At 72.9% G+C, this 17,537-nt stretch carries 16 protein-coding genes and 1 pseudogene; 11 read left to right on the plus strand and 6 right to left on the minus strand.

Annotation, left to right across the window (positions count from 1 at the left end):
- Positions 1 to 117 precede the first annotated feature (117 nt).
- Both ACFE67_RS08165 and ACFE67_RS08170 read right to left on the minus strand, forming a co-directional pair.
- Positions 118 to 870 carry a putative protein N(5)-glutamine methyltransferase gene (locus ACFE67_RS08165; RefSeq protein WP_375406376.1) on the minus strand — a complete coding sequence of 251 codons (753 nt, stop codon included), beginning with the start codon at positions 868 to 870 and terminating at the stop codon, positions 118 to 120.
- Positions 867 to 3,158, minus strand: a complete 2,292-nt coding sequence (locus ACFE67_RS08170) for an HAD-IB family phosphatase (RefSeq protein WP_375406377.1) — start codon at positions 3,156 to 3,158, stop codon at positions 867 to 869. The genes ACFE67_RS08165 and ACFE67_RS08170 overlap by 4 nt, the downstream gene beginning before the upstream one ends.
- Positions 3,159 to 3,179: 21 nt before the next feature.
- On the opposite strand from ACFE67_RS08170, the gene ACFE67_RS08175 reads away from it, so the two are divergent.
- From ACFE67_RS08175 to ACFE67_RS08205, 7 genes are all read left to right on the plus strand, one after another.
- A complete protein-coding gene (locus ACFE67_RS08175) occupies positions 3,180 to 3,959 on the plus strand; it encodes an SDR family NAD(P)-dependent oxidoreductase (protein ID WP_375406378.1) in 780 nt (259 codons plus the stop codon).
- On the plus strand, positions 3,956 to 4,708 hold the full coding sequence (locus tag ACFE67_RS08180) for a lysophospholipid acyltransferase family protein (RefSeq protein WP_375406379.1): 753 nt from the start codon (positions 3,956 to 3,958) through the stop codon (positions 4,706 to 4,708). The genes ACFE67_RS08175 and ACFE67_RS08180 overlap by 4 nt, the downstream gene beginning before the upstream one ends.
- Positions 4,705 to 6,444, plus strand: coding sequence for an FAD-binding oxidoreductase (locus tag ACFE67_RS08185; protein ID WP_375406380.1), 1,740 nt, complete (start codon positions 4,705 to 4,707; stop codon positions 6,442 to 6,444). Before ACFE67_RS08180 ends, ACFE67_RS08185 begins: the two co-directional genes overlap by 4 nt.
- Positions 6,445 to 6,653: 209 nt before the next feature.
- Positions 6,654 to 7,379, plus strand: a complete 726-nt coding sequence (locus ACFE67_RS08190) for a hypothetical protein (RefSeq protein ID WP_375406381.1) — start codon at positions 6,654 to 6,656, stop codon at positions 7,377 to 7,379.
- A 282-nt stretch (positions 7,380 to 7,661) separates the two neighbouring features.
- Positions 7,662 to 9,887: a polyribonucleotide nucleotidyltransferase gene (locus tag ACFE67_RS08195; RefSeq protein ID WP_375406382.1), complete on the plus strand. Its 2,226-nt coding sequence runs from the start codon at positions 7,662 to 7,664 to the stop codon at positions 9,885 to 9,887.
- Between the two features lie 126 nt (positions 9,888 to 10,013).
- Complete coding sequence (locus tag ACFE67_RS08200) at positions 10,014 to 10,958, plus strand: aldo/keto reductase (RefSeq protein ID WP_375406383.1); 945 nt, start codon at positions 10,014 to 10,016, stop codon at positions 10,956 to 10,958.
- A gap of 131 nt (positions 10,959 to 11,089) precedes the next feature.
- Complete coding sequence (locus ACFE67_RS08205; protein WP_375406384.1) at positions 11,090 to 12,208, plus strand: aldo/keto reductase; 1,119 nt, start codon at positions 11,090 to 11,092, stop codon at positions 12,206 to 12,208.
- Between the two features lie 127 nt (positions 12,209 to 12,335).
- On the opposite strand, the gene ACFE67_RS08210 is transcribed toward ACFE67_RS08205, so the two are convergent.
- Positions 12,336 to 12,926, minus strand: a complete 591-nt coding sequence (locus ACFE67_RS08210; protein ID WP_375406385.1) for a TetR/AcrR family transcriptional regulator — start codon at positions 12,924 to 12,926, stop codon at positions 12,336 to 12,338.
- 121 nt (positions 12,927 to 13,047) lie between these two features.
- On the opposite strand from ACFE67_RS08210, the gene ACFE67_RS08215 reads away from it, so the two are divergent.
- Positions 13,048 to 13,650, plus strand: coding sequence for a histidine phosphatase family protein (locus ACFE67_RS08215; RefSeq protein ID WP_375406386.1), 603 nt, complete (start codon positions 13,048 to 13,050; stop codon positions 13,648 to 13,650).
- Between the two features lie 69 nt (positions 13,651 to 13,719).
- Here ACFE67_RS08215 and ACFE67_RS08220 read toward each other — a convergent pair whose 3' ends face one another.
- Positions 13,720 to 14,202 carry a GNAT family N-acetyltransferase gene (locus ACFE67_RS08220; RefSeq protein WP_375406387.1) on the minus strand — a complete coding sequence of 161 codons (483 nt, stop codon included), beginning with the start codon at positions 14,200 to 14,202 and terminating at the stop codon, positions 13,720 to 13,722.
- 63 nt (positions 14,203 to 14,265) lie between these two features.
- Here ACFE67_RS08220 and dapB point away from each other — a divergent pair.
- Both dapB and ACFE67_RS08230 read left to right on the plus strand, forming a co-directional pair.
- A pseudogene (gene dapB, locus ACFE67_RS08225) lies at positions 14,266 to 15,016 on the plus strand (4-hydroxy-tetrahydrodipicolinate reductase); the annotation flags it as partial.
- Entirely contained in the window at positions 14,949 to 15,383 is a 435-nt protein-coding gene (locus ACFE67_RS08230) for a hypothetical protein (protein ID WP_375406388.1), read from the plus strand. The pseudogene dapB and the gene ACFE67_RS08230, both read left to right, overlap by 68 nt.
- Before the next feature lie 95 nt (positions 15,384 to 15,478).
- Here the strand turns inward: ACFE67_RS08230 and ACFE67_RS08235 are convergent, their stop codons facing one another.
- Both ACFE67_RS08235 and ACFE67_RS08240 read right to left on the minus strand, forming a co-directional pair.
- Positions 15,479 to 16,486: a TIGR01777 family oxidoreductase gene (locus tag ACFE67_RS08235; protein WP_375406389.1), complete on the minus strand. Its 1,008-nt coding sequence runs from the start codon at positions 16,484 to 16,486 to the stop codon at positions 15,479 to 15,481.
- A 26-nt stretch (positions 16,487 to 16,512) separates the two neighbouring features.
- Positions 16,513 to 16,935 (minus strand): TlpA family protein disulfide reductase, encoded by a 423-nt coding sequence (locus ACFE67_RS08240; RefSeq protein ID WP_375406390.1) that lies wholly within the window; start codon positions 16,933 to 16,935, stop codon positions 16,513 to 16,515.
- 76 nt (positions 16,936 to 17,011) lie between these two features.
- On the opposite strand from ACFE67_RS08240, the gene thyX reads away from it, so the two are divergent.
- Positions 17,012 to 17,537: FAD-dependent thymidylate synthase (thyX, locus tag ACFE67_RS08245; protein WP_375406391.1), on the plus strand; the 526-nt coding region annotated here is incomplete at its 3' end.

Genomic DNA, 17,537 nt, shown 5'->3' on the forward strand with positions numbered 1-17,537 from the left:
CTGCCGCGAGATCTACCACCAACTCCTCCTTGACATGACATAGGAGCATCTCGCTTCGCTCGCACCTCGATCAGCGGAGGGCGGGGGAGGCGGCGGAGGCGGCGGGGGCGCAGGTGGTCAGCCGCGGCCGATCGCCACGGTGCCGTCGACGTCGTCGTCCGAGACGACGGAGGCGGTCAGGCCCGCGTTCTCGAGCAGCAGCGCGGTCCAGGCCGCCTGGGTGCGGCCGGTCTCGATCAGGACCGCGCCGCCGGGCGCGAGCCAGGGGAGCACCCCCGCCGCGACGCGCCGGTGCATATCGAGGCCGTCCCCTCCGCCGTCGAGGGCGACGCGGGGCTCGAAGTCGCGTGCCTCCCGCGGCATGTCCGCGATCCGCCCGGTCGGCACGTACGGCGCGTTGACGGCGATCACGTCGAAGCGGAGGTCGTCGGGCAGCGCCGCGAACAGGTCGCCCTGCCACACCCGGCCGTCGACGGGTGCTAGCGTCCGCCGTGCGTTCACCACGGCCGCGGGCTCCACATCGGCGGCGTGCAGCAGGATGCCCGGCACGCGGGTCGCGATCGCGAGCCCGACCGCGCCCGTGCCGCAGCACAGGTCGAGCACGACCGATCCCGGCGCGGCGAGCGCCGCGGCCTCCCGCGCCAGCAGCTCGGTCCGGCGCCTCGGCACGAACACGTGCGGGTCGACGGGGACCCGCAGCCCGTCGAACGCGGCCCAGCCGAGCAGCGGCTCGAGCGGCTCGCCCTTGATACGCCGGCCGACGAGCGCCTCCAGCTCGGCGCCGGAGGCGGCGTCGGCGAGCAGGCGCGCCTCCTCCTCCGCGAACACGACGCCGGCCGCGCGCAGGCGGCGGACGACATCGTGGCTCACGGCTCCAGCAGGTCGCCGCGCGCGACGCCGCCGCGCGGCCAGTCGACGATCGGCCACCGCCGCTTCAGCGCAGCCCGCGCGAGCCGCGCGTCCGGGTTCACCGCGGTCGGGATCCCGACGATCGACAGCCACGGCAGATCGGCGACGCTGTCCCCGTACGCGTAGGACCCGGTGAGGTCGAACCCGCCGCGCTCGGCGTACCGCGCGAGCCACGCGCCACGCGCCTCGTCGACCAGCGGAGGAGCGCCGAGGTAGCCGGTCAGCACCCCGTCCTCCTCGTGCATCGTGCCCGCGACCACCTCGTCGAACAGCGATGCGAGCGGCTCCGCGAGCACGCCGATCGAACCCGTCACGAGCACGGTCCGGTGCCCGGCCGCGCGGTGCTCCCTGACCCGCTGCAGCGCGTCGACGCTGGTGTGCTCGAGGAGCACGTCGGTGTAGCCGCCGCGCACCGCGGACTCGAGCCGCGCGGCCGGCATCCCCGAGTAGCGCCGCAGGAAGGACCGGAGGAACTCGCCCCGGTCGCGCCGTTCGGCCGCCAGGTAGGCGGGCAGGCGGGTGATGATCGAGCCGGCCTCGGCGACCGCAGCGGCCTGGCCGCCCTGCGCGCGGAGCACCCACAGCCGCTGCTGCACGATGTTCGACTCGACGACGGTCCCCTCGAGGTCGAACACGGCCAGCACGTCGGTGCGCTGCTCGAGCGCCTTCGCCGCGGCGGGCGGCGGGGTGCGGTCGCGCCCGCTGCTGCGCGAGAACACCCGCATCAGCTGCGTGACGGCGGGCATGTGCACGCGCTGCATGTAGTCGAGCCAGTCGATGCGCGTGACGTCGAAGCCCTCGGTCGGCCGGTCCGCCGGGATCCTGGCGTGCAGCGCCAGGGCGTTCGTGTCGTCGAAGATCAGCTCCGTGCCGACGTACGCGCGGTAGAGGTCGGAGATCCGCCGCAGGTTGCCGACGTCGCGCTCGCGGCGGCCCATCGTGCGCTGCCACTCGCGGGTCCGCTTCGACGACGGCAGCCGGTCGAGCGCCGTGTTGGCCGCGCCCACGACGACCTCGGCGCGCCGGATCGCGCGCTCGACCCGGCGGTCTCCGGGGAACTGCCAGGTCGGCACGCGTTCCGCGCCGGGGGTGTCCGGGATCGGGTTCGCAGTGAAGTAGTCGTGCACGTGGCCGTACATCGCGTGGAACGGCAGCGGGTTGCTGGCCCCGGAGGCGACGTGCAGGTACCTCGGCTCGGCGGCCGGAGGCGGCGTCGCGGCGGCGGCGAGCATCGCGTTCACGACGAAGTCGACCGGGACGATGTCGAGCACCGAGTCGGGGACGCCGGGGAAGTCGGGCAGCTGGCCGCGCCCGAACGCGATGATGAGCGGATCGGCGACCTTGAACCCGTCGATCCAGCCGGGGTACGGATGCTGCAGGGCGCTCTCGATGACGCTGGGCCGGACGACGGAGAGCCGGTGGTCCGCGCCCCACAGCTCCTCCGCGGCCCTCTCCGCGAGGGCCTTGGTCAGCGTGTACACATCGGTCCAGCCGAGGCTCTGCGCCCGGACCCGGCCGGCGGCGACGAGCCGGCGCTTGACCAGGTCGATGCGTGCGTCCTCCACGGCCTTCGCGACGGCGCGAGGACCCTCCTTGCCGTGCTGGGCCCTGGCGTGCGCCATCAGGCCCTTCAGCACGCTGGGTTCGCGGCTGCGCAGCTCGACTCGCTGCCTGGCGGCGGCGGCCGCGGTCGACTCGACGCGCCAGTCGGCGTCGTGGTCGAGGCTCGCCTCCGGCAGCACGCCCTTGCGCACACCGCCGACGTAGCAGGTGGACACGTGCACCACGTGCGGGTCTGCGCCGCTCGCGAGCAGCGCGCCGTAGATGCCGGCTGCGCCCCCGACGTTCGTCGAGAAGGCCTCGTCGATCGGCGGATCGAACGAGACCGTCGAGGCGCTGTGCAGCACGATGTCGAGATCGCCCGGCAGGGCGGGCACCGCGTCGAGCGAGCCCTCGATCGCGGTCACCCGCTCGCCGAAGATCCTCGCCGCCTCGTCGCGGCCGACCGCCTCCCGCCACGGCCGGAACACGGGCTTCGCCAGCAGCTTGCGCACCCGGTCATCGGCGCTCTGCCCGGGCTTGCCGCGGACCAGCAGCGAGATGCGGGTGTCCGGATGGGACACCAGCAGCCGCTCGAGCACGGCCTGCCCCACGAAGCCGGTACCGCCCGTGAGCAGGATGTGCCCGGAGAGTCGCTCCACGGGGCCGTCGGAGGGGGCGCCCGTGCCGGCGCCGCGGGGGATCGTCATCGGGTCCGTATCGTATGCGGGATGGCGACTGCGCTCGTGACCGGAGCGACGAGCGGCATCGGTGCGGCGTTCGCGCGGGCCCTCGCCGAGCGCGGCTGGGACCTCGTCCTCGTGGCCCGCGACGAGGGGCGGCTGAGCAGCGAGGCCGAGCGCTACCGTGCTGCCGGACGGCGGGTGGAGGTGCTGCGCGCCGACCTCGCCGAGCGGTCCGACGTGACGCGGGTCGCGGGCCGGCTGGAGGACGCGGAGCGACCCGTGGACCTGCTCGTGAACAACGCCGGGTTCTCCGTCCGCGCCTCCCTGCTCTCCACCGACCAGGCTGCGCACGACCGCGCGTTCGAGGTGATGGTGCGCGCCGTGCAGGTGCTCTCGGGGGCGGCGGGCAGGGCGATGACCGCGCGCGGCCGGGGCCGGATCGTGAACGTCGGATCGACCGCCGGACGGATCACGATGGGCGCCTACTCGGCGATCAAGGCCTGGGTGACCGTCTACACGGAGGGGCTGGCGAACGAGCTCGCCGGGACCGGCGTGACCGCGATGGCGCTGGAACCGGGCTGGGTGCGCACCGAGTTCCATGATCGCGCGGGCATCGCCGCGTCGTCGATGCCGGGCGTGCTCTGGCTCGACGCCGACGATCTGGTGGCGGCCGCGCTGAAGGATCTGTCCCGTGGGAAGGTCGTGTCGACCCCGAGCGCGCGCTACAAGGCGCTCATGTTCGTCGTGCGGCACGCACCCAGATCCGGTGTCCGGCGGGTCTCGAAGGCGCTCTCGGGCCGTCGTCGCAGTACCCTGCCGGAGTGACGACGCGGGTGACGACCAAGCGGCCCGTGGGCTCCGAGCCCCCATCCTTCCCGTTCGACCGCTACACGTCGAAGCCGATGGCGATGGCGCGATACGTCGCGCAGCGGGTGCTGCTCGGCGGCGTGATCCGGTCGATCCTGACGGTGCGGATCCTCGGCCGCGACCGGCTCAGCGACCTGCGGGGCGCGTTCGTCGTCGTCGCGAACCACTCGAGCCACCTCGATGCGCCGCTGATCTTCACGACCCTGCCCCGCCGGCTCGCGCGCTACCTCGCCGCCGGCGCCGCGGCGGACTACTTCTTCGACGTGCGGTGGAGGAAGGGGCTGACCGCCCTGTTCTTCAACGCCTTCCCGATCCACCGCTCCGGCATGGACCGGCCGGCCTCCGAGGCGCGGGCCCTGCTGCAGCGCGGCGTCCCGCTGCTCGTGTTCCCCGAGGGGACCCGCAGCCGCACCGGCCGGATCGGCACCTTCAAGTCCGGTGCCGCGGCGCTCGCGAACGCCACCAACGTGCCCTGCGTCCCGGTCGCGATCATCGGCGCAGGTCTCGCGCACCCGCGCGGCTCCAAGTGGCCGAAGTCGGGCCGCCCGCCCGTCGGCGTGGTGTTCGGCGACCCGGTCTTCGCGCAGGCCGGGGAGAGCCCGTCCGAGTACATGCGCCGCGTCCGCGGCGAGGTGCAGCGCCTGCACGACGAGCACGCACACGCGGTCCTCTCCCGGGGCCGTGCCGTCTCCGGAGGACCTCGATGACCGATCTCGTGACCCCGACCGCCGCCGACCGGGACGACGCGGCCGTCGTGCGGGAGGGTGCGGTCGCGGCTGGGCCCGTCCAACACATGAAGTGGTGGGGCTGGGGCGTCCCCGGCGTCGCGTTCCACCACGAGGACAAGCCCGCCTTCGCCGCATTCGTGCTGAAGGCGGTCGGCGTCGACCTGCACGCGGTCGCGCCGCTCGAGCAGCCGGAGTTCGGCGCGCTGAACGTGCCCGCGTCGATCGCGCCGGATGCGCTGCGCGACGCGCTGGCGCAGGCCGTCGGCCCCGCGAAGCTGGTCGACGACGACCTCGACCGCGTCGTGCACACCTACGGCAAGAGCATCCGCGACCTGATCAAGGTCCGTGCCGGCGTGCTGCCCCGCGTCCCCGACCTGGTCGTCTACCCGAGCGACGAGGCCGCGGTGCAGCGGGTCGTCGAGATCGTCGTCGAGCACGACGCCGTGCTCATCCCGTTCGGCGGCGGCAGCAACATCGCCGGCTCCCTCGAGCCGATACCGGGCGAGTCCCGCCCGGTCGTGTCGCTCGACCTCGGCCTGCTCGACCGGCTGCTGGACATCGACGAGGCGTCGGGCCTGGCGCGGATCCAGGCCGGCGCCCTCGGCCCCGCCCTCGAGGCGCAGCTGAACGCGCGCGGCTGGACGATCGGGCACTTCCCCGACTCGTTCACGCACTCGAGCCTCGGCGGCTGGATCGCGACCCGCTCCTCCGGCATGCAGTCCGACAAGTACGGGGACATCGCCGACATCACCCGCGGCCTCCGCGTCGCGCGTCCCGGCGGGCTGCTGGAGCTGCGGGCGACCCCCTCCGCCTCCACGGGGCCCTCGGTGCGGGAGATGATCCTCGGCAGCGAGGGCCGGCTCGGCGTCATCACCGAGGCGACCGTGCAGGTGCACCGGGTACCGGCCAAGCGCGTCATCCACGCCTACTTCTTCCCCAACTGGGTCGCCGGCAGCGCTGCGATGCGGCGGATCGCGGAGGGGGACGTGCACCCCGCGATCACGCGCGTCTCGGACGGCCGGGAGACGGGGTTCTCCCTCGCCACGTCGAAGGAGTCGAAGGGGTTCTCGGGGCTCGCCCAGCGCGGCCTGTTCGCGGTCCTGAAGCGCCGCGGCTGGAACCTCGACGAGATGTGCCTGTCGTTCATCGGCTACGAGGGCACGCCCGAGCACGTCGCGAGGCAGCGGAAGGCCGTCGAGAAGGTCATCAAGCGCAGCGGCGGGATCGGCGTCGGCACCGGCCCCGGCGTGCTCTACGACCAGAAGAAGTTCGACACCCCCTACCTGCGCGACTTCCTGCTCGACCGCGGCACCGCGGGCGACGTGTCGGAGACGAGCGTGCCGTGGGTGAATCTCGACCGCATGCACGACGGCGTGATCGAGGCGGCGGAGAAGGCGTTCGCGTCGTTCGGCCGCAAGGGCTGGATCATGAGCCACCTCTCGCACTCGTACCACTCGGGCGCCTGCCTCTACTTCACGTTCGCCTTCGTGATGGGCGACGACGCGGAGGCGGAGTACGACATCGTCAAGCACGCGATCCAGCAGGCGTTCATCGACCTGGGCGGCGTGCCCAGCCACCATCACGGGATCGGCGTCGAGCACGCCGAGTGGCTGCCCGACGTGCTGTCCGATCCGGGCATCGGCGTGCTGGAGGGCCTCTTCGCCGCCACGGACCCGGGCCGCAACCTCAACCCCGCCAAGATCGTCCGCTCCTAGGGCTCTCGCGGATCCGGAGATCCTTCGCGGATCCGGAGGAATCGGGCGACACCCCGACGGCGGCGCTCGCGGCGCGGGGTGTCGCTGAGGATCTCCGGATCCGCGAAGCCCGCGAGCTGTGGCGGGCCGCGAACGGCAGCCGTCGGCCCGGCGTCCCGGTCGCCGTCGCGACGATCGCGAACATCGGCGGGCTCGGACTCGGTCCGCTCGTGGGCGGGCTGCTCGCGGAGTACGCGCCGGATCCGCTCGTCACGCCGTACGCGATCGCGCTCGCGGTCGTCGTGCTCGCGGTGGTCGCGGTGCTCGCGTCGCCGGAGACCGTGGAGCGCTCGTCCCGCGCCTGGCGCCCGCAGCGGGTGTCTATCCCGGCGGAGGGGCGCAGCCTCTTCATCGCCGCCGGCGTGGGCGTGGCTCCGGCGTTCTCGATCTTCGGGCAGTTCACCTCGCTCGCGCCGTCGTTCCTCGCGGGCGAGTTCGACTCGCCCTCCCGGATCGTCGCCGGCGCCGTGCCGTTCGGCGTGTTCACCGTCGCCGCGGTGGGGCAGATCTTCTTCACGCCGGTGACCGTGAAGGTGCAGCTGATCACGGCGACGACCGCGATGATCGCCGGTCTCGCCGGGCTGGCGATCGGCGCGCTGGTCGTCGCGGAGTGGCTCTTCATCGCCGGCGGCCTCGTCGCCGGGCTCGGGGTGGGGCTGCTCTTCCGCGCCTCGCTCAGCGTCGCGACCTCTCTCGTGCCGGCCCCGCAGCGCGGTAAGTTGCTGGCGGCGATGTTCCTGATCGCCTACATCGGCCTGACCGTGCCGGTGCTGCTGGTCGGCGCCGCGATCGCGTTCCTGCCGAGCATCCCCGTGCTCGTCACGTTCAGCGCGGCGATCGCGGCGCTGGTCGCGATCGCCGGTGCGCGGATGGCCGCGAAGGTGGCCGCGGCCTGACGCCTCCGCCCGCCTCGCACCTGCCTGGTAGACTGACCGCGCTTCGCGCAGAGCGGAGCACCGGAGCAGACCGGCAGGGAGCTGGTCGTTAGTGGTGGACTTCGGGCCCGTCTCAGGTCCCGCGCTCTTCTACTGATGGCCAGAAGCCGCGCTCGACCACATCCATCCGGGGTGCGGCGACGAGGCTTGCCACGCTCCTCCCCGCCGATCTCAGTCTGCTTCCGAAGCGCGTCCGAATGACGTGCCAAAGAGTGAGCACCGAGAACAGAATGGAGACACCTCTTGGAGGGTCCCGAGATCAAGTCCGCCGAAGCCGTCCTGGACAACGGGAAGTTCGGCACGCGCACCATCCGCTTCGAGGCCGGGCGCCTCGCGCAGCAGGCGCAGGGTTCCGTCGCCGCGTACCTCGACGAGGACACGATGCTGCTGTCCGCGACGAGCATCGGCAAGCACCCGAAGGACCAGTTCGACTTCTTCCCCCTGACGGTCGACGTGGAGGAGCGGTCCTATGCCGCGGGCCGGATCCCCGGCTCGTTCTTCCGCCGTGAGGGCCGCCCCTCCACCGAGGCCGTGCTGGTCTGCCGGCTGATCGACCGGCCGCTGCGCCCGTCGTTCATCACGGGCCTCCGCAACGAGGTCCAGATCGTCATCACCGTGCTGTCGATCGCTCCGGGCGAGTTCTACGACGCCCTCGCGATCAACGCGGCCTCCGCCTCCAGCCAGCTGTCCGGCGTGCCGTTCAGCGGCCCGATCGGCGGCGTGCGACTCGCGCTCATCGACGGCCAGTGGGTCGCGTTCCCGACGTTCGAGCAGCTCGAGGACGCCGTCTTCGACCTGACCGTCGCCGGCCGCGTCACCGACACCGGCGACGTCGCGATCATGATGGTCGAGGCCGAGGCGACCGAGACCGCGTTCGAGAAGATCCGCGCGGGCGCGGTCAAGCCGAACGAGGAGATCGTCGCGCAGGGCCTCGAGGCCTCCAAGCCGTTCCTGAAGGCGCTCGTCGAGGCGCAGGCCGAGCTGGCGAAGCAGGCCGCCAAGGAGACCCGCGAGTACCCGGTCTTCCTGCCCTACACCGACGCGACCTACGCCGTCGTCGAGGGCATCGCGCTCGACGAGTTGCAGGGCGTCTACAAGATCGCCGGCAAGGTCGAGCGCCAGGACGCCGACGACGCCCTCAAGGACCGGGTCAAGGCCGCGGTCGCGGCGAAGGTGGAGGCGGGCGAGCTGCCCGCGTCGGCGAACGGCGAGGTCTCCGGCGCCTACAAGTCGGTCACCAAGAAGGTCGTCCGCGGCCGCATCCTCAGCGACGGCGTCCGGATGGACGGCCGCGGTCTGAAGGACATCCGCCCGCTCGACGCCGAGGTCGCGGTCATCCCGCGGGTCCACGGCTCGGCGATCTTCCAGCGCGGCGAGACCCAGATCCTGGGCGTCACCACGCTGAACATGCTGAAGATGGAGCAGCAGATCGACTCGCTGTCGCCCGTCAAGAAGAAGCGCTACCTGCACCACTACAACTTCCCGCCCTACTCCACCGGTGAGACCGGTCGTGTCGGGACGCCCAAGCGTCGCGAGATCGGGCACGGCTTCCTCGCCGAGCGCGCGCTCGTGCCGGTGCTGCCGCCGCGCGAGGAGTTCCCCTACGCCATCCGTCAGGTGTCCGAGGCGCTCAGCTCCAACGGCTCGACGTCGATGGGCTCCGTCTGCGCGTCCACGCTCTCGCTGCTGAACGCCGGTGTGCCGCTGAAGGCGCCCGTCGCCGGCATCGCGATGGGCCTCGTGTCCGAGACGGTGAACGGTGAGACGCAGTACGCGACCCTCACCGACATCCTCGGTGCGGAGGACGCGCTCGGCGACATGGACTTCAAGGTCGCCGGCACCAGCGAGTTCGTCACCGCGATCCAGCTCGACACGAAGCTCGACGGCATCCCGTCGTCGGTGCTCGACGGTGCGCTGCAGCAGGCCCGGGAGGCGCGCCTCACCATCCTCGGCGTCCTGAACCAGGCGATCGACGCCCCCGACGAGATGGCGCCCACCGCGCCGCGCGTCATCAGCGTCCAGATCCCCGTCGACAAGATCGGCGAGCTGATCGGGCCGAAGGGCAAGACGATCAACGGCATCCAGGATTCGACCGGTGCGGACATCTCCATCGAGGAGGACGGCACCGTGTACATCGGGGCCGTCGACGGTCCGTCCGCCGAGGCCGCGCGTGCCGCGGTGAACGCGATCGCGAACCCGCACAACCCGGAGATCGGCGAGCGGTTCCTCGGCACCGTCGTGAAGATCGCCGCGTTCGGCGCGTTCGTCTCGCTGCTGCCCGGTCGCGACGGCCTGCTGCACATCTCCGAGGTGCGCAAGCTCTCCGGAGGCAAGCGGGTCGAGAACGTCGAGGACGTGCTCGCCGTGGGTCAGAAGATCCAGGTCGAGATCACCAAGATGGACGACCGCGGCAAGCTGTCGCTGGCGCCCGTCGTCGAGGAGAGCGTCGAGGAGCCGGCGACGGTCTGAGCCCGTCCGGCCCACGGCGTCCCCCGTCCCCATAGGGACGGGGGACGCCGTTGTCAATCCATCTCGCAGCGATCGCGGGCGTGGCATACTGCTCAGTTCCAGGTTCATGTGTATGACGGGGGCTGTATGGCGAGTCCGCTCTCCGGACCCATCTCCCGCCGCGTCGGTCAGACCGGCATGGCGGTGTACCCGATCGCCCTCGACGGCAGCGTCTTCGGCTGGGCCACCGACGCCAAGGAGACCGCCGACGTCCTCGACCTCTTCTACGCGGCAGGCGGCGATCTGATCAGCACCGCCGCGCACTACGCGGGTGGCCGCAGCGAGATCATGATCGGCTCCTGGCTCGCGAGGCACCCGAACCGCGAGCGGCTCGTCGTGGCGACGAAGGTCGGCCGGCATCCCGACGCGCTGGGCCTCACGACGAAGTCCATCCGGCGGGGCGTGGACGCCTCGCTCGAGCGGCTGCAGCTCGACCGGATCGATCTGCTCGGTCTCGACGGGGAGGACCCCTCGACGCCGATCGAGGAGTCGCTGACGGCCGTCACCGAGCTGGTCGCGGCGGGCAAGGTCGGGCACCTCACGGCGTCCGGGTTCGGCCCGGAGGCGTTGCGCGAGGCCGTGAAGGTCGCCAGGCGGCTCGAGATCCCCGGTGTCGTCGTGATCCTGCCCGAGTACAACCTGCTGGAGCGCAAGGAGTACGAGCGGGACCTCGCGCCGATCGCGCTCGCTGCCGACCTCGGGGTCCTCGCCCGGACGCCGCTGGCCAGCGGCTACCTGCGCGGCGATTTCCGGTCCCGGCACGACAAGCCCGCGTCGCCGATCTTCCAGGGCGCGCTGAAGTACGTGAACCGGCGGGGCGCCGCTGTGCTGGCGGTGCTCGACGACGTCGCCCGAGAGTGCGGTCAGCACGTCGGCCGCGTCGCCCTGGCGTGGCTGCTGACGCGACCGAACGTCGCCGCTCCGGTGGTGCGGGTGCCGAGTGCCCGAGCGCTCGCCGACCTGCTCCCGGGTGCCGCGCTCGAGCTGAGCGCCGACCAGGTCGCCCGTCTGGACCGGGTGACCGACCCGTAGCCGGCCGGTCCCGCCTCCGCCCGCCTCCGCCAGCCGCCGACGGGCTCCCCAGCGACGCGGCTGGAGCCGTCCGCCGTGGGTCGCCGGGGCGCGAGGCGCTCCGGCACGTACGCTCGGCCGCCGGAGGGGTCATGAGCGACGACACGCGCGGCCGGCACAGCCGGCCGGACGACGAGACGCGCCCGATCGACCTCGGCGCCGGCCGTCCCCTCGCGACGGATCCCGAGCCGGCGGTCGCCGCAGCCCTCGGCGTCGTCGAGCAGTCGCTCGCGCAGATGGCGAACCGATCGACTCGGCCGCTGCTCGACGCCCCGTCGCAGCCGTTCCGGTTCCGCCCGCTGGGCGGCACCGGTCTCGCCCTGTTCCCGGTCGCGCTCGACGTGTCGCGGCTCGGGGAGGCCGCGGACCGGACGTCCGCCCACCGGGCGCTCGACGCCTACGCGGCTGCCGGCGGCAACGCGCTCGTGGTCGACGACGCGGCGGACGGCGCGGCCGCGCAGCTCGTCGGCACCTGGCTCGCGAGCAGGAGGCGCCGGGAGCAGACCGTGCTCGCGGCCCGCGTCGGCACCGCGTCGGACCTGACCGCCGCGGGGCTGCAGGCGGCCGTCGAACGCCTCCTGAACCGCCTCGGCACCGATCAGCTGGACCTCCTGGTGCTCGCCGGCCACGACAGGGCCACCTCGATGGAGGAGACGCTCACCGCGGTCGCGGGCCTGTTCGACGCGCAGCGCATCGGGCATCTCGCTGCCGGCGACCACACGCCGGAGCGGCTGATCCAGGCCCGGGTGCTGGCCGGCCAGCGCGGTCTGCCCCGGTTCTCCGCGGTGGCTCCTGTGCACAGCCTGCTGCAGCGGTCCGAGTACGAGGCCGGCGTCGGTCCCGTCGCACACGCGCAGGACCTCGCGTGCCTGCCGCGGTCGCCCCTCGCCGGCGGCTTCCTCGCGGCGGCCGTGCCGACGCGTGGAGCGCTGCGACGGCTGCGCGAGCTCGACCCCGCCCGTGCGGAGCGGCTGCAGCCCAGGCTCACCCGTCGCGGCATGCGCATCGTCGACACCGTCGTGCGCTTCGCGGCGGAACGCGAGGTGCCGCCCGCGGCGATCGCGCTCGGGTGGCTGCTGACCCGCCCGCACATCACCGCGCCGATCGTGTCCGCGACGACGGTCGAGCAGGTGCTCGCGATCACGGCGGCAGCGGGGGTCCACCTCTCCCGCGCCGAGGTCACCGCCCTGGAACGCGCCTCCGCCGAGTAGGCCCCCGCTCCGTCGAGCACCTGAGCAGGCTGCGCTCGCTCCGGCAGGCCGGCACCCGCGGTCCTGGCCTGCCGAAGTGGAACCGGCCTGCTCACGTGTGCGGACAGCCTGCCGGAGTGCTCCGCGGTCAGCCCGCGGGATCCGCCGTGAGCAGCCGCCGCGCCGCGCGGTCGAACGCGCTCGTCGCGGCCACGGTGTCGCCCGCGTACGCACCGCACACCGCGCCGTCGAGCAGCAACGAGAACTCGTCGGCGGCGGCGCCCGGCCTGGCGTACCCGAGCTCGCGGAACCGGTCCTCGAGGAAGCCGGTGAACCAGTCGCGGTGATCCACCACGGCGAGCCGCACCGGATGCGCCGCGGAGGCGAACTCCGCCGCCGCGTTCAGGAACGGGTCCCCTCGGAAGTCGGCTCGTGCCGTGTCCGCGACGACCGCGTCGACGATCGCCGCAAGCACGCCCGCCGGATCGGGCCGCGCCTCCAGGAGGCCGATGACCGCGGCCCGGACCTGCTGATCGCGGCCCGCGATGTACTCGAGGATCAGCGCGTCCTTCGAGCCGAACTGCTTGTAGAACGTCGCCTTCGTCACCTGCGCGTCGGCGATCAGGCGATCGATGCCGGTGGCGTTGATGCCGTCGGCGTAGAACAGCGCGTCGGCGACCGCGAGCAGCCGCGCACGCGCGGGCGAGCTGCTGGTCGGCGACGACGGGGCGTCGGTCACGGCGGATCCTTCCGGCTGCACGCGGGTACCGCACCGTACCGAAGCGGAGGTGGAACGACCTGTCCGCACCGCCGAAGCCATGCGCCGGTTCGCTGCCGCTGCGGCTACGATCGTCGCCGCCATGACGCAGTACCTCTATCTCGTGCGCCACGGCGAGCAGCTCGACGCCGAGCACGGCGTCACCGACGGCCCGCTCTCCCCGCGCGGGCGCAGGCAGGCCGCACTCCTCGCGGAGCGCCTGGGCGGGGTCCCGCTGACCAACGCCTGGCACGCCCCGAGCACGGTCGCGACGCAGACCGCCGACATCGTCCGCGAGCGTCTGCCGTCCGTGGACCCGAAGCCGTCGGCGCTGCTGTTCGACTGCGTGCCGTCCGGGCCGACGCCGGAGGTGCCGCGCGCGTTCTCCGGCTGGTTCGCCTCCGCGACGGACGCCGAGATCGAGGCCGGCAGGGCGCAGATGGCGGACGCGTTCGCGGAGTTCCTGTCCCCGGGCGGCCAGGAGCGGCACGACCTGCTGATCACGCACAACCTCGTGATCGCGGAGTTCATCCGGCACGCGTTCGACGCGCCGGCGTGGCGGTGGCTCGGTCTCACCCAGGCGCACTGCGGGCTGACGGTGCTGAAAGCGCGGACGGGCCGGCCCATCACGCTCGTGTCGCACAACGACCTGGCCCACCTGCCGGTCGAGCTGCGCACCGGCCTCGTCGAGCCCCTACCGGTGTGAGCTCATTGCCGCGCCGCCGAGCGACAGGGACTGCGGCGCGGCAGGTCGCACCGCAGCGCTCACGTCGGGTCAGGTCGTCGGGACGAGCCGCTTCGCGAACCAGTCCGTCGCGTTCGGGTTGTCGTTGAACGGCGCGACCGGCAGGAAGCCGGTGGACCGATAGAGCCCCGCAGCGGCCTCCAGCGACCGGTTGGTGTCGAGGACCAGCCAGTCGGCACCCTCCCTCCGCGCGTGCGCCTCGAGCAGGTTCAGGAGGCGGCGCCCGACGCCCGACCCGCGGGCCGCGGGGGCGACGTACAGGTGCTTCACCTCCATCCGCCGTCCTGCGTCGGGCTCGATGCCGGGCTCGATCTCGCGCAGACCGCCGCAGGCGAGCGGCGCGCCGCCGTCCTCGTCGATCCTGAGGAACACGCCGGGAGGGGTGAACTGCGCCGGGTCGGGGGAGGCGACGCGGTACTGCCCCGCGGTGAAGCCGCCGACCCGTTCGGCGAAGTAGGCCGTCAGCAGCTCGGACGTCACGGGGTCGTCGGGGCTCGTCTCGATCACGCGCATAGGACTGCAAGGCTAGGCTCGTCGCCCGTGATCCGCCTCGCCGTCGTCGGAGCCGCAGGTCGCATGGGTCGGCTCGTCGCCGAGGTCGTGCAGGGGATGCCCGACGCGCAGGTCGTCCAGCGCATCGGTTCGGCCGATCCGCTCCGGTTCGACCCCGACGTGGAGGCGGTCGTCGACGTGACGCTGCCGCAGGTGTCGCCGGGCGTCGTGGCGGCCGCGACCGGGGCCGGACTGCCGGTGCTCGTCGGGACCAGCGGCTGGTCGGGGGAGCGGATCGGCTCGCTGCGCGCCGGTCGTGACGCGGCGGATCCCGCCGTGCTGATCGTGCCGAACTTCTCCGTCGGCGCCGTGCTCGCATCCCGGTTCGCGGAGCAGGCGGCGGTCTGGTTCGAGTCGATCGAGATCGTGGAGGCCCATCACGCCGGCAAGGCCGACTCGCCGTCCGGTACCGCTGTCGCGACCGCCGAGCGCATCGCGGCCGCCCGAGCCGAGCTCGGTCCGGTCGCCGCGCCGCACACGGATCAGCGTGCACGGGGGCAGCAGGTCGGCAGCGTGCCGATCCACTCCCTCCGGATCGACGGCGTGCAGGCGCGGCAGGAGGTGTTCCTGGGCGGCCCCGGCGAGCTGCTGACCGTGCATCACGAGACCACCTCGCCCGTCGCGTACGCGGCCGGCATCCGGCTGGCGATCACGGCGCTCCCCGGCCTCTCGGGCGTCACGGTCGGCCTCGAGTCGCTGCTGCTCGGGTGAGGGCGTTCGGCGGCGCGGTCCTGATGGCGCTGGTGCTGGTGCTCTACCTGGTGGTGGGGGTGACCCGCGCCGTCGCGTTCCTGCAGTCGGGCGTGCCGGTGGGCATCGCGATCGGCGTCGCGCTGCTGGTGCTCCCGCTGATCGGCGCCTACCTCCTGGTCCGCGAGCTGCTCTTCGGCCTGCAGGCGACACGCCTGACTCGTCGGCTGGGCGAGGAGGGCCCGCTGCCCGGCGACGGCCTGCCGCGTCGCGCCAGCGGCCGAGTCGAGCGATCGGCAGCGGATGCGGCGTTCCCGCAGTACGCGGCGGCGGCGGAGGAGCGTCCCGACGACTGGCGCGCGTGGCTGCGCCTCGGCCTCGCCTACGACATCGCGGGCGACCGCCGCCGCGCGCGGTCGGCGGTCCGCCGCGCGATCACCCTCTCCCGCTGACCGAGCGCTTCAGCAGGACTCAGGAGCAACGGCAGGACAGGATCGCACGTTGAGTCCTGCCGTCGTCGCCGAGTCCTGCTGTCGCGTTCCGCTCATCAGGCGAGGACGGCGTCGATCGCGTCGTCGCTCGTGCGATGGCGGAAGACGAAGCCGTCCTCCTCCAGCTTCGCGGGCACGACCTTCTGGCTCGGCAGCAGCAGCTCCCGGCCCATCTCGCCCATCCCGATGCCGACGACGGCCTCCGGCAGCTTCAGCACGTGCGGGCGGTGGAGGTCCGCCGCGAGGCGCCGGGTGATCTCCTCGCTGGTGGCGGGCGTCGGCCCGACCAGGTTCACGGGCCCCCCGAGCGGACTCGTCAGCAGGTGCACGATCGCGGCGGCCTCGTCGTGCAGCGAGATCCACGGCCAGTGCTGGGTGCCGTGCCCGACCGTCGAGCCGAGACCGAAGCGGGTCGCGAGCGTGAGCGGTTTCAGCGCGCCGCCGCCGGGGGCGAGCACGACGCCGGTGCGGAGCAGCGCGGTGCGGGTCCTCGACGGCGCGAGGCGCGCTGCGGCCTCCCACTCCACGACCACGTCGGCGAGGAAGCCGGTGCCGCGCGCCGACTCCTCCGTCAGCGTCTCGCCCGGTCGGTCGCCGTAGAACCCGACCGCGGACCCGGACAGGAACACGGGGGGCGGCGAGGCCGCCATGGACATCCCCTCGACGAGCGCCTGGGTCGCCTTGACCCGCGAGCGGAGGATCTGCTCCTTGTAGCGGGTGGTCCAGGGGATGCGGTTCAGCGAGGCCCCGGAGAGACTGATCACGGCGTCGACGCTGTCGAGCAGCCGGAAGTCGAGGATCTTCGCGTCGGGGGCCCAGCTGAACTCGTGCTCGGTCCGCGGCGGACGGCGCACGAGCCGCTGCACCGTGTGGCCGGCCGCAGTCAGCTGCCGCACCAGCTCGGTGCCGATCAGCCCGGACCCGCCGGCGACGAGGACCCGCAGCGTGCTGTCCTTCGCGATCGGCCTGCGCACGATCGGCTTCGGGATCACTGCGGGCGGAGGCGGGGCCGGCCGCCGAGGAGCGGGCCTCGCGGACGGCACGGGAACCCGCTTCTGCGCCATGTCCCGAGCGTAACGGTCGGTCGCGGTCAGGCGGCCGGGGGGAACACGGTGTCGAGCGCGGCGCGCAGCGTGTCGAGGTCGGCGGCGCCCGTGACCCGCGCGCGCAGCCGGCCGCCGTCGTCGAGCGCGAACACGGTCGGCGTCCTCGTCACCCCGAACCGGCCGGCCAGATCGCCCCGCCTCGTGAGGTCCACCTCCGCGACCGCCACCCCGGTCAGGCCGGCGACCATGTCGTTCAGCTGCTGTCGGACCAGCGCCGTCCGCTCGTCCTGCTCCGATCCGAACAGGAGCATGGTCGCGGCCGCTCCGAAGGCGTCGTCGGGCAGCGCGGCCTCGTGCGGCCGGATCCGCTCGCCCGATCCGCGCCGCAGCTTCCCATCGCCGCGCCAGAACACCCAGCCGATGATGCCGACGAGGCCGGTGGCGGCGGCGAGGACCAGCGGGATCACCGGTCGAGTGTAGGTGTCGTGGGGTCTCGCTACCGTTGCCGCCGTGACCGACGCAGAACCCGAGTTCCGATCCGCGATGACCGTCGAGCTGGTGCGCTCAGCCGCTCGTGACGCCGACGTCCTCTTCGCCGCGCGCGTATCGACCATGGGGGAGCAGACGCTCGAATCGGCATCGTCCGAGGCCGATCTGGAGCAGCGCGATCGCGGGTTGATCAACTACCTGATGCGCGACCGGCACGGCTCGCCGTTCGAGCACAACTCGATGACCTTCTACGTGCAGGCGCCGATCTTCGTGTTCCGCGAGTTCATGCGGCACCGCATCGCCTCCTACAACGAGGAATCGGGTCGCTACCGGGAGCTGAACCCGGTCTTCTACGTGCCCGACGCGAACCGCAACCTCGTCCAGGTGGGCAAGCCCGGCGCCTACGACTTCCTGCCCGGCACCCCGGAGCAGCACGCGGCGGTGCAGCGGGCGGTCCGCGAGCAGTCGGTCGCCGCCTACTCGGCCTACCAGCGCATGCTCGGCGACGGCGTCGCCCGCGAGGTGGCGCGGATCGTGCTGCCGCTGAACCTGTTCTCGTCGATGTACGTGACGATGAACG

The organism is uncultured Amnibacterium sp., from assembly GCF_964244015.1.
GTDB lineage: Bacteria > Actinomycetota > Actinomycetes > Actinomycetales > Microbacteriaceae > Amnibacterium.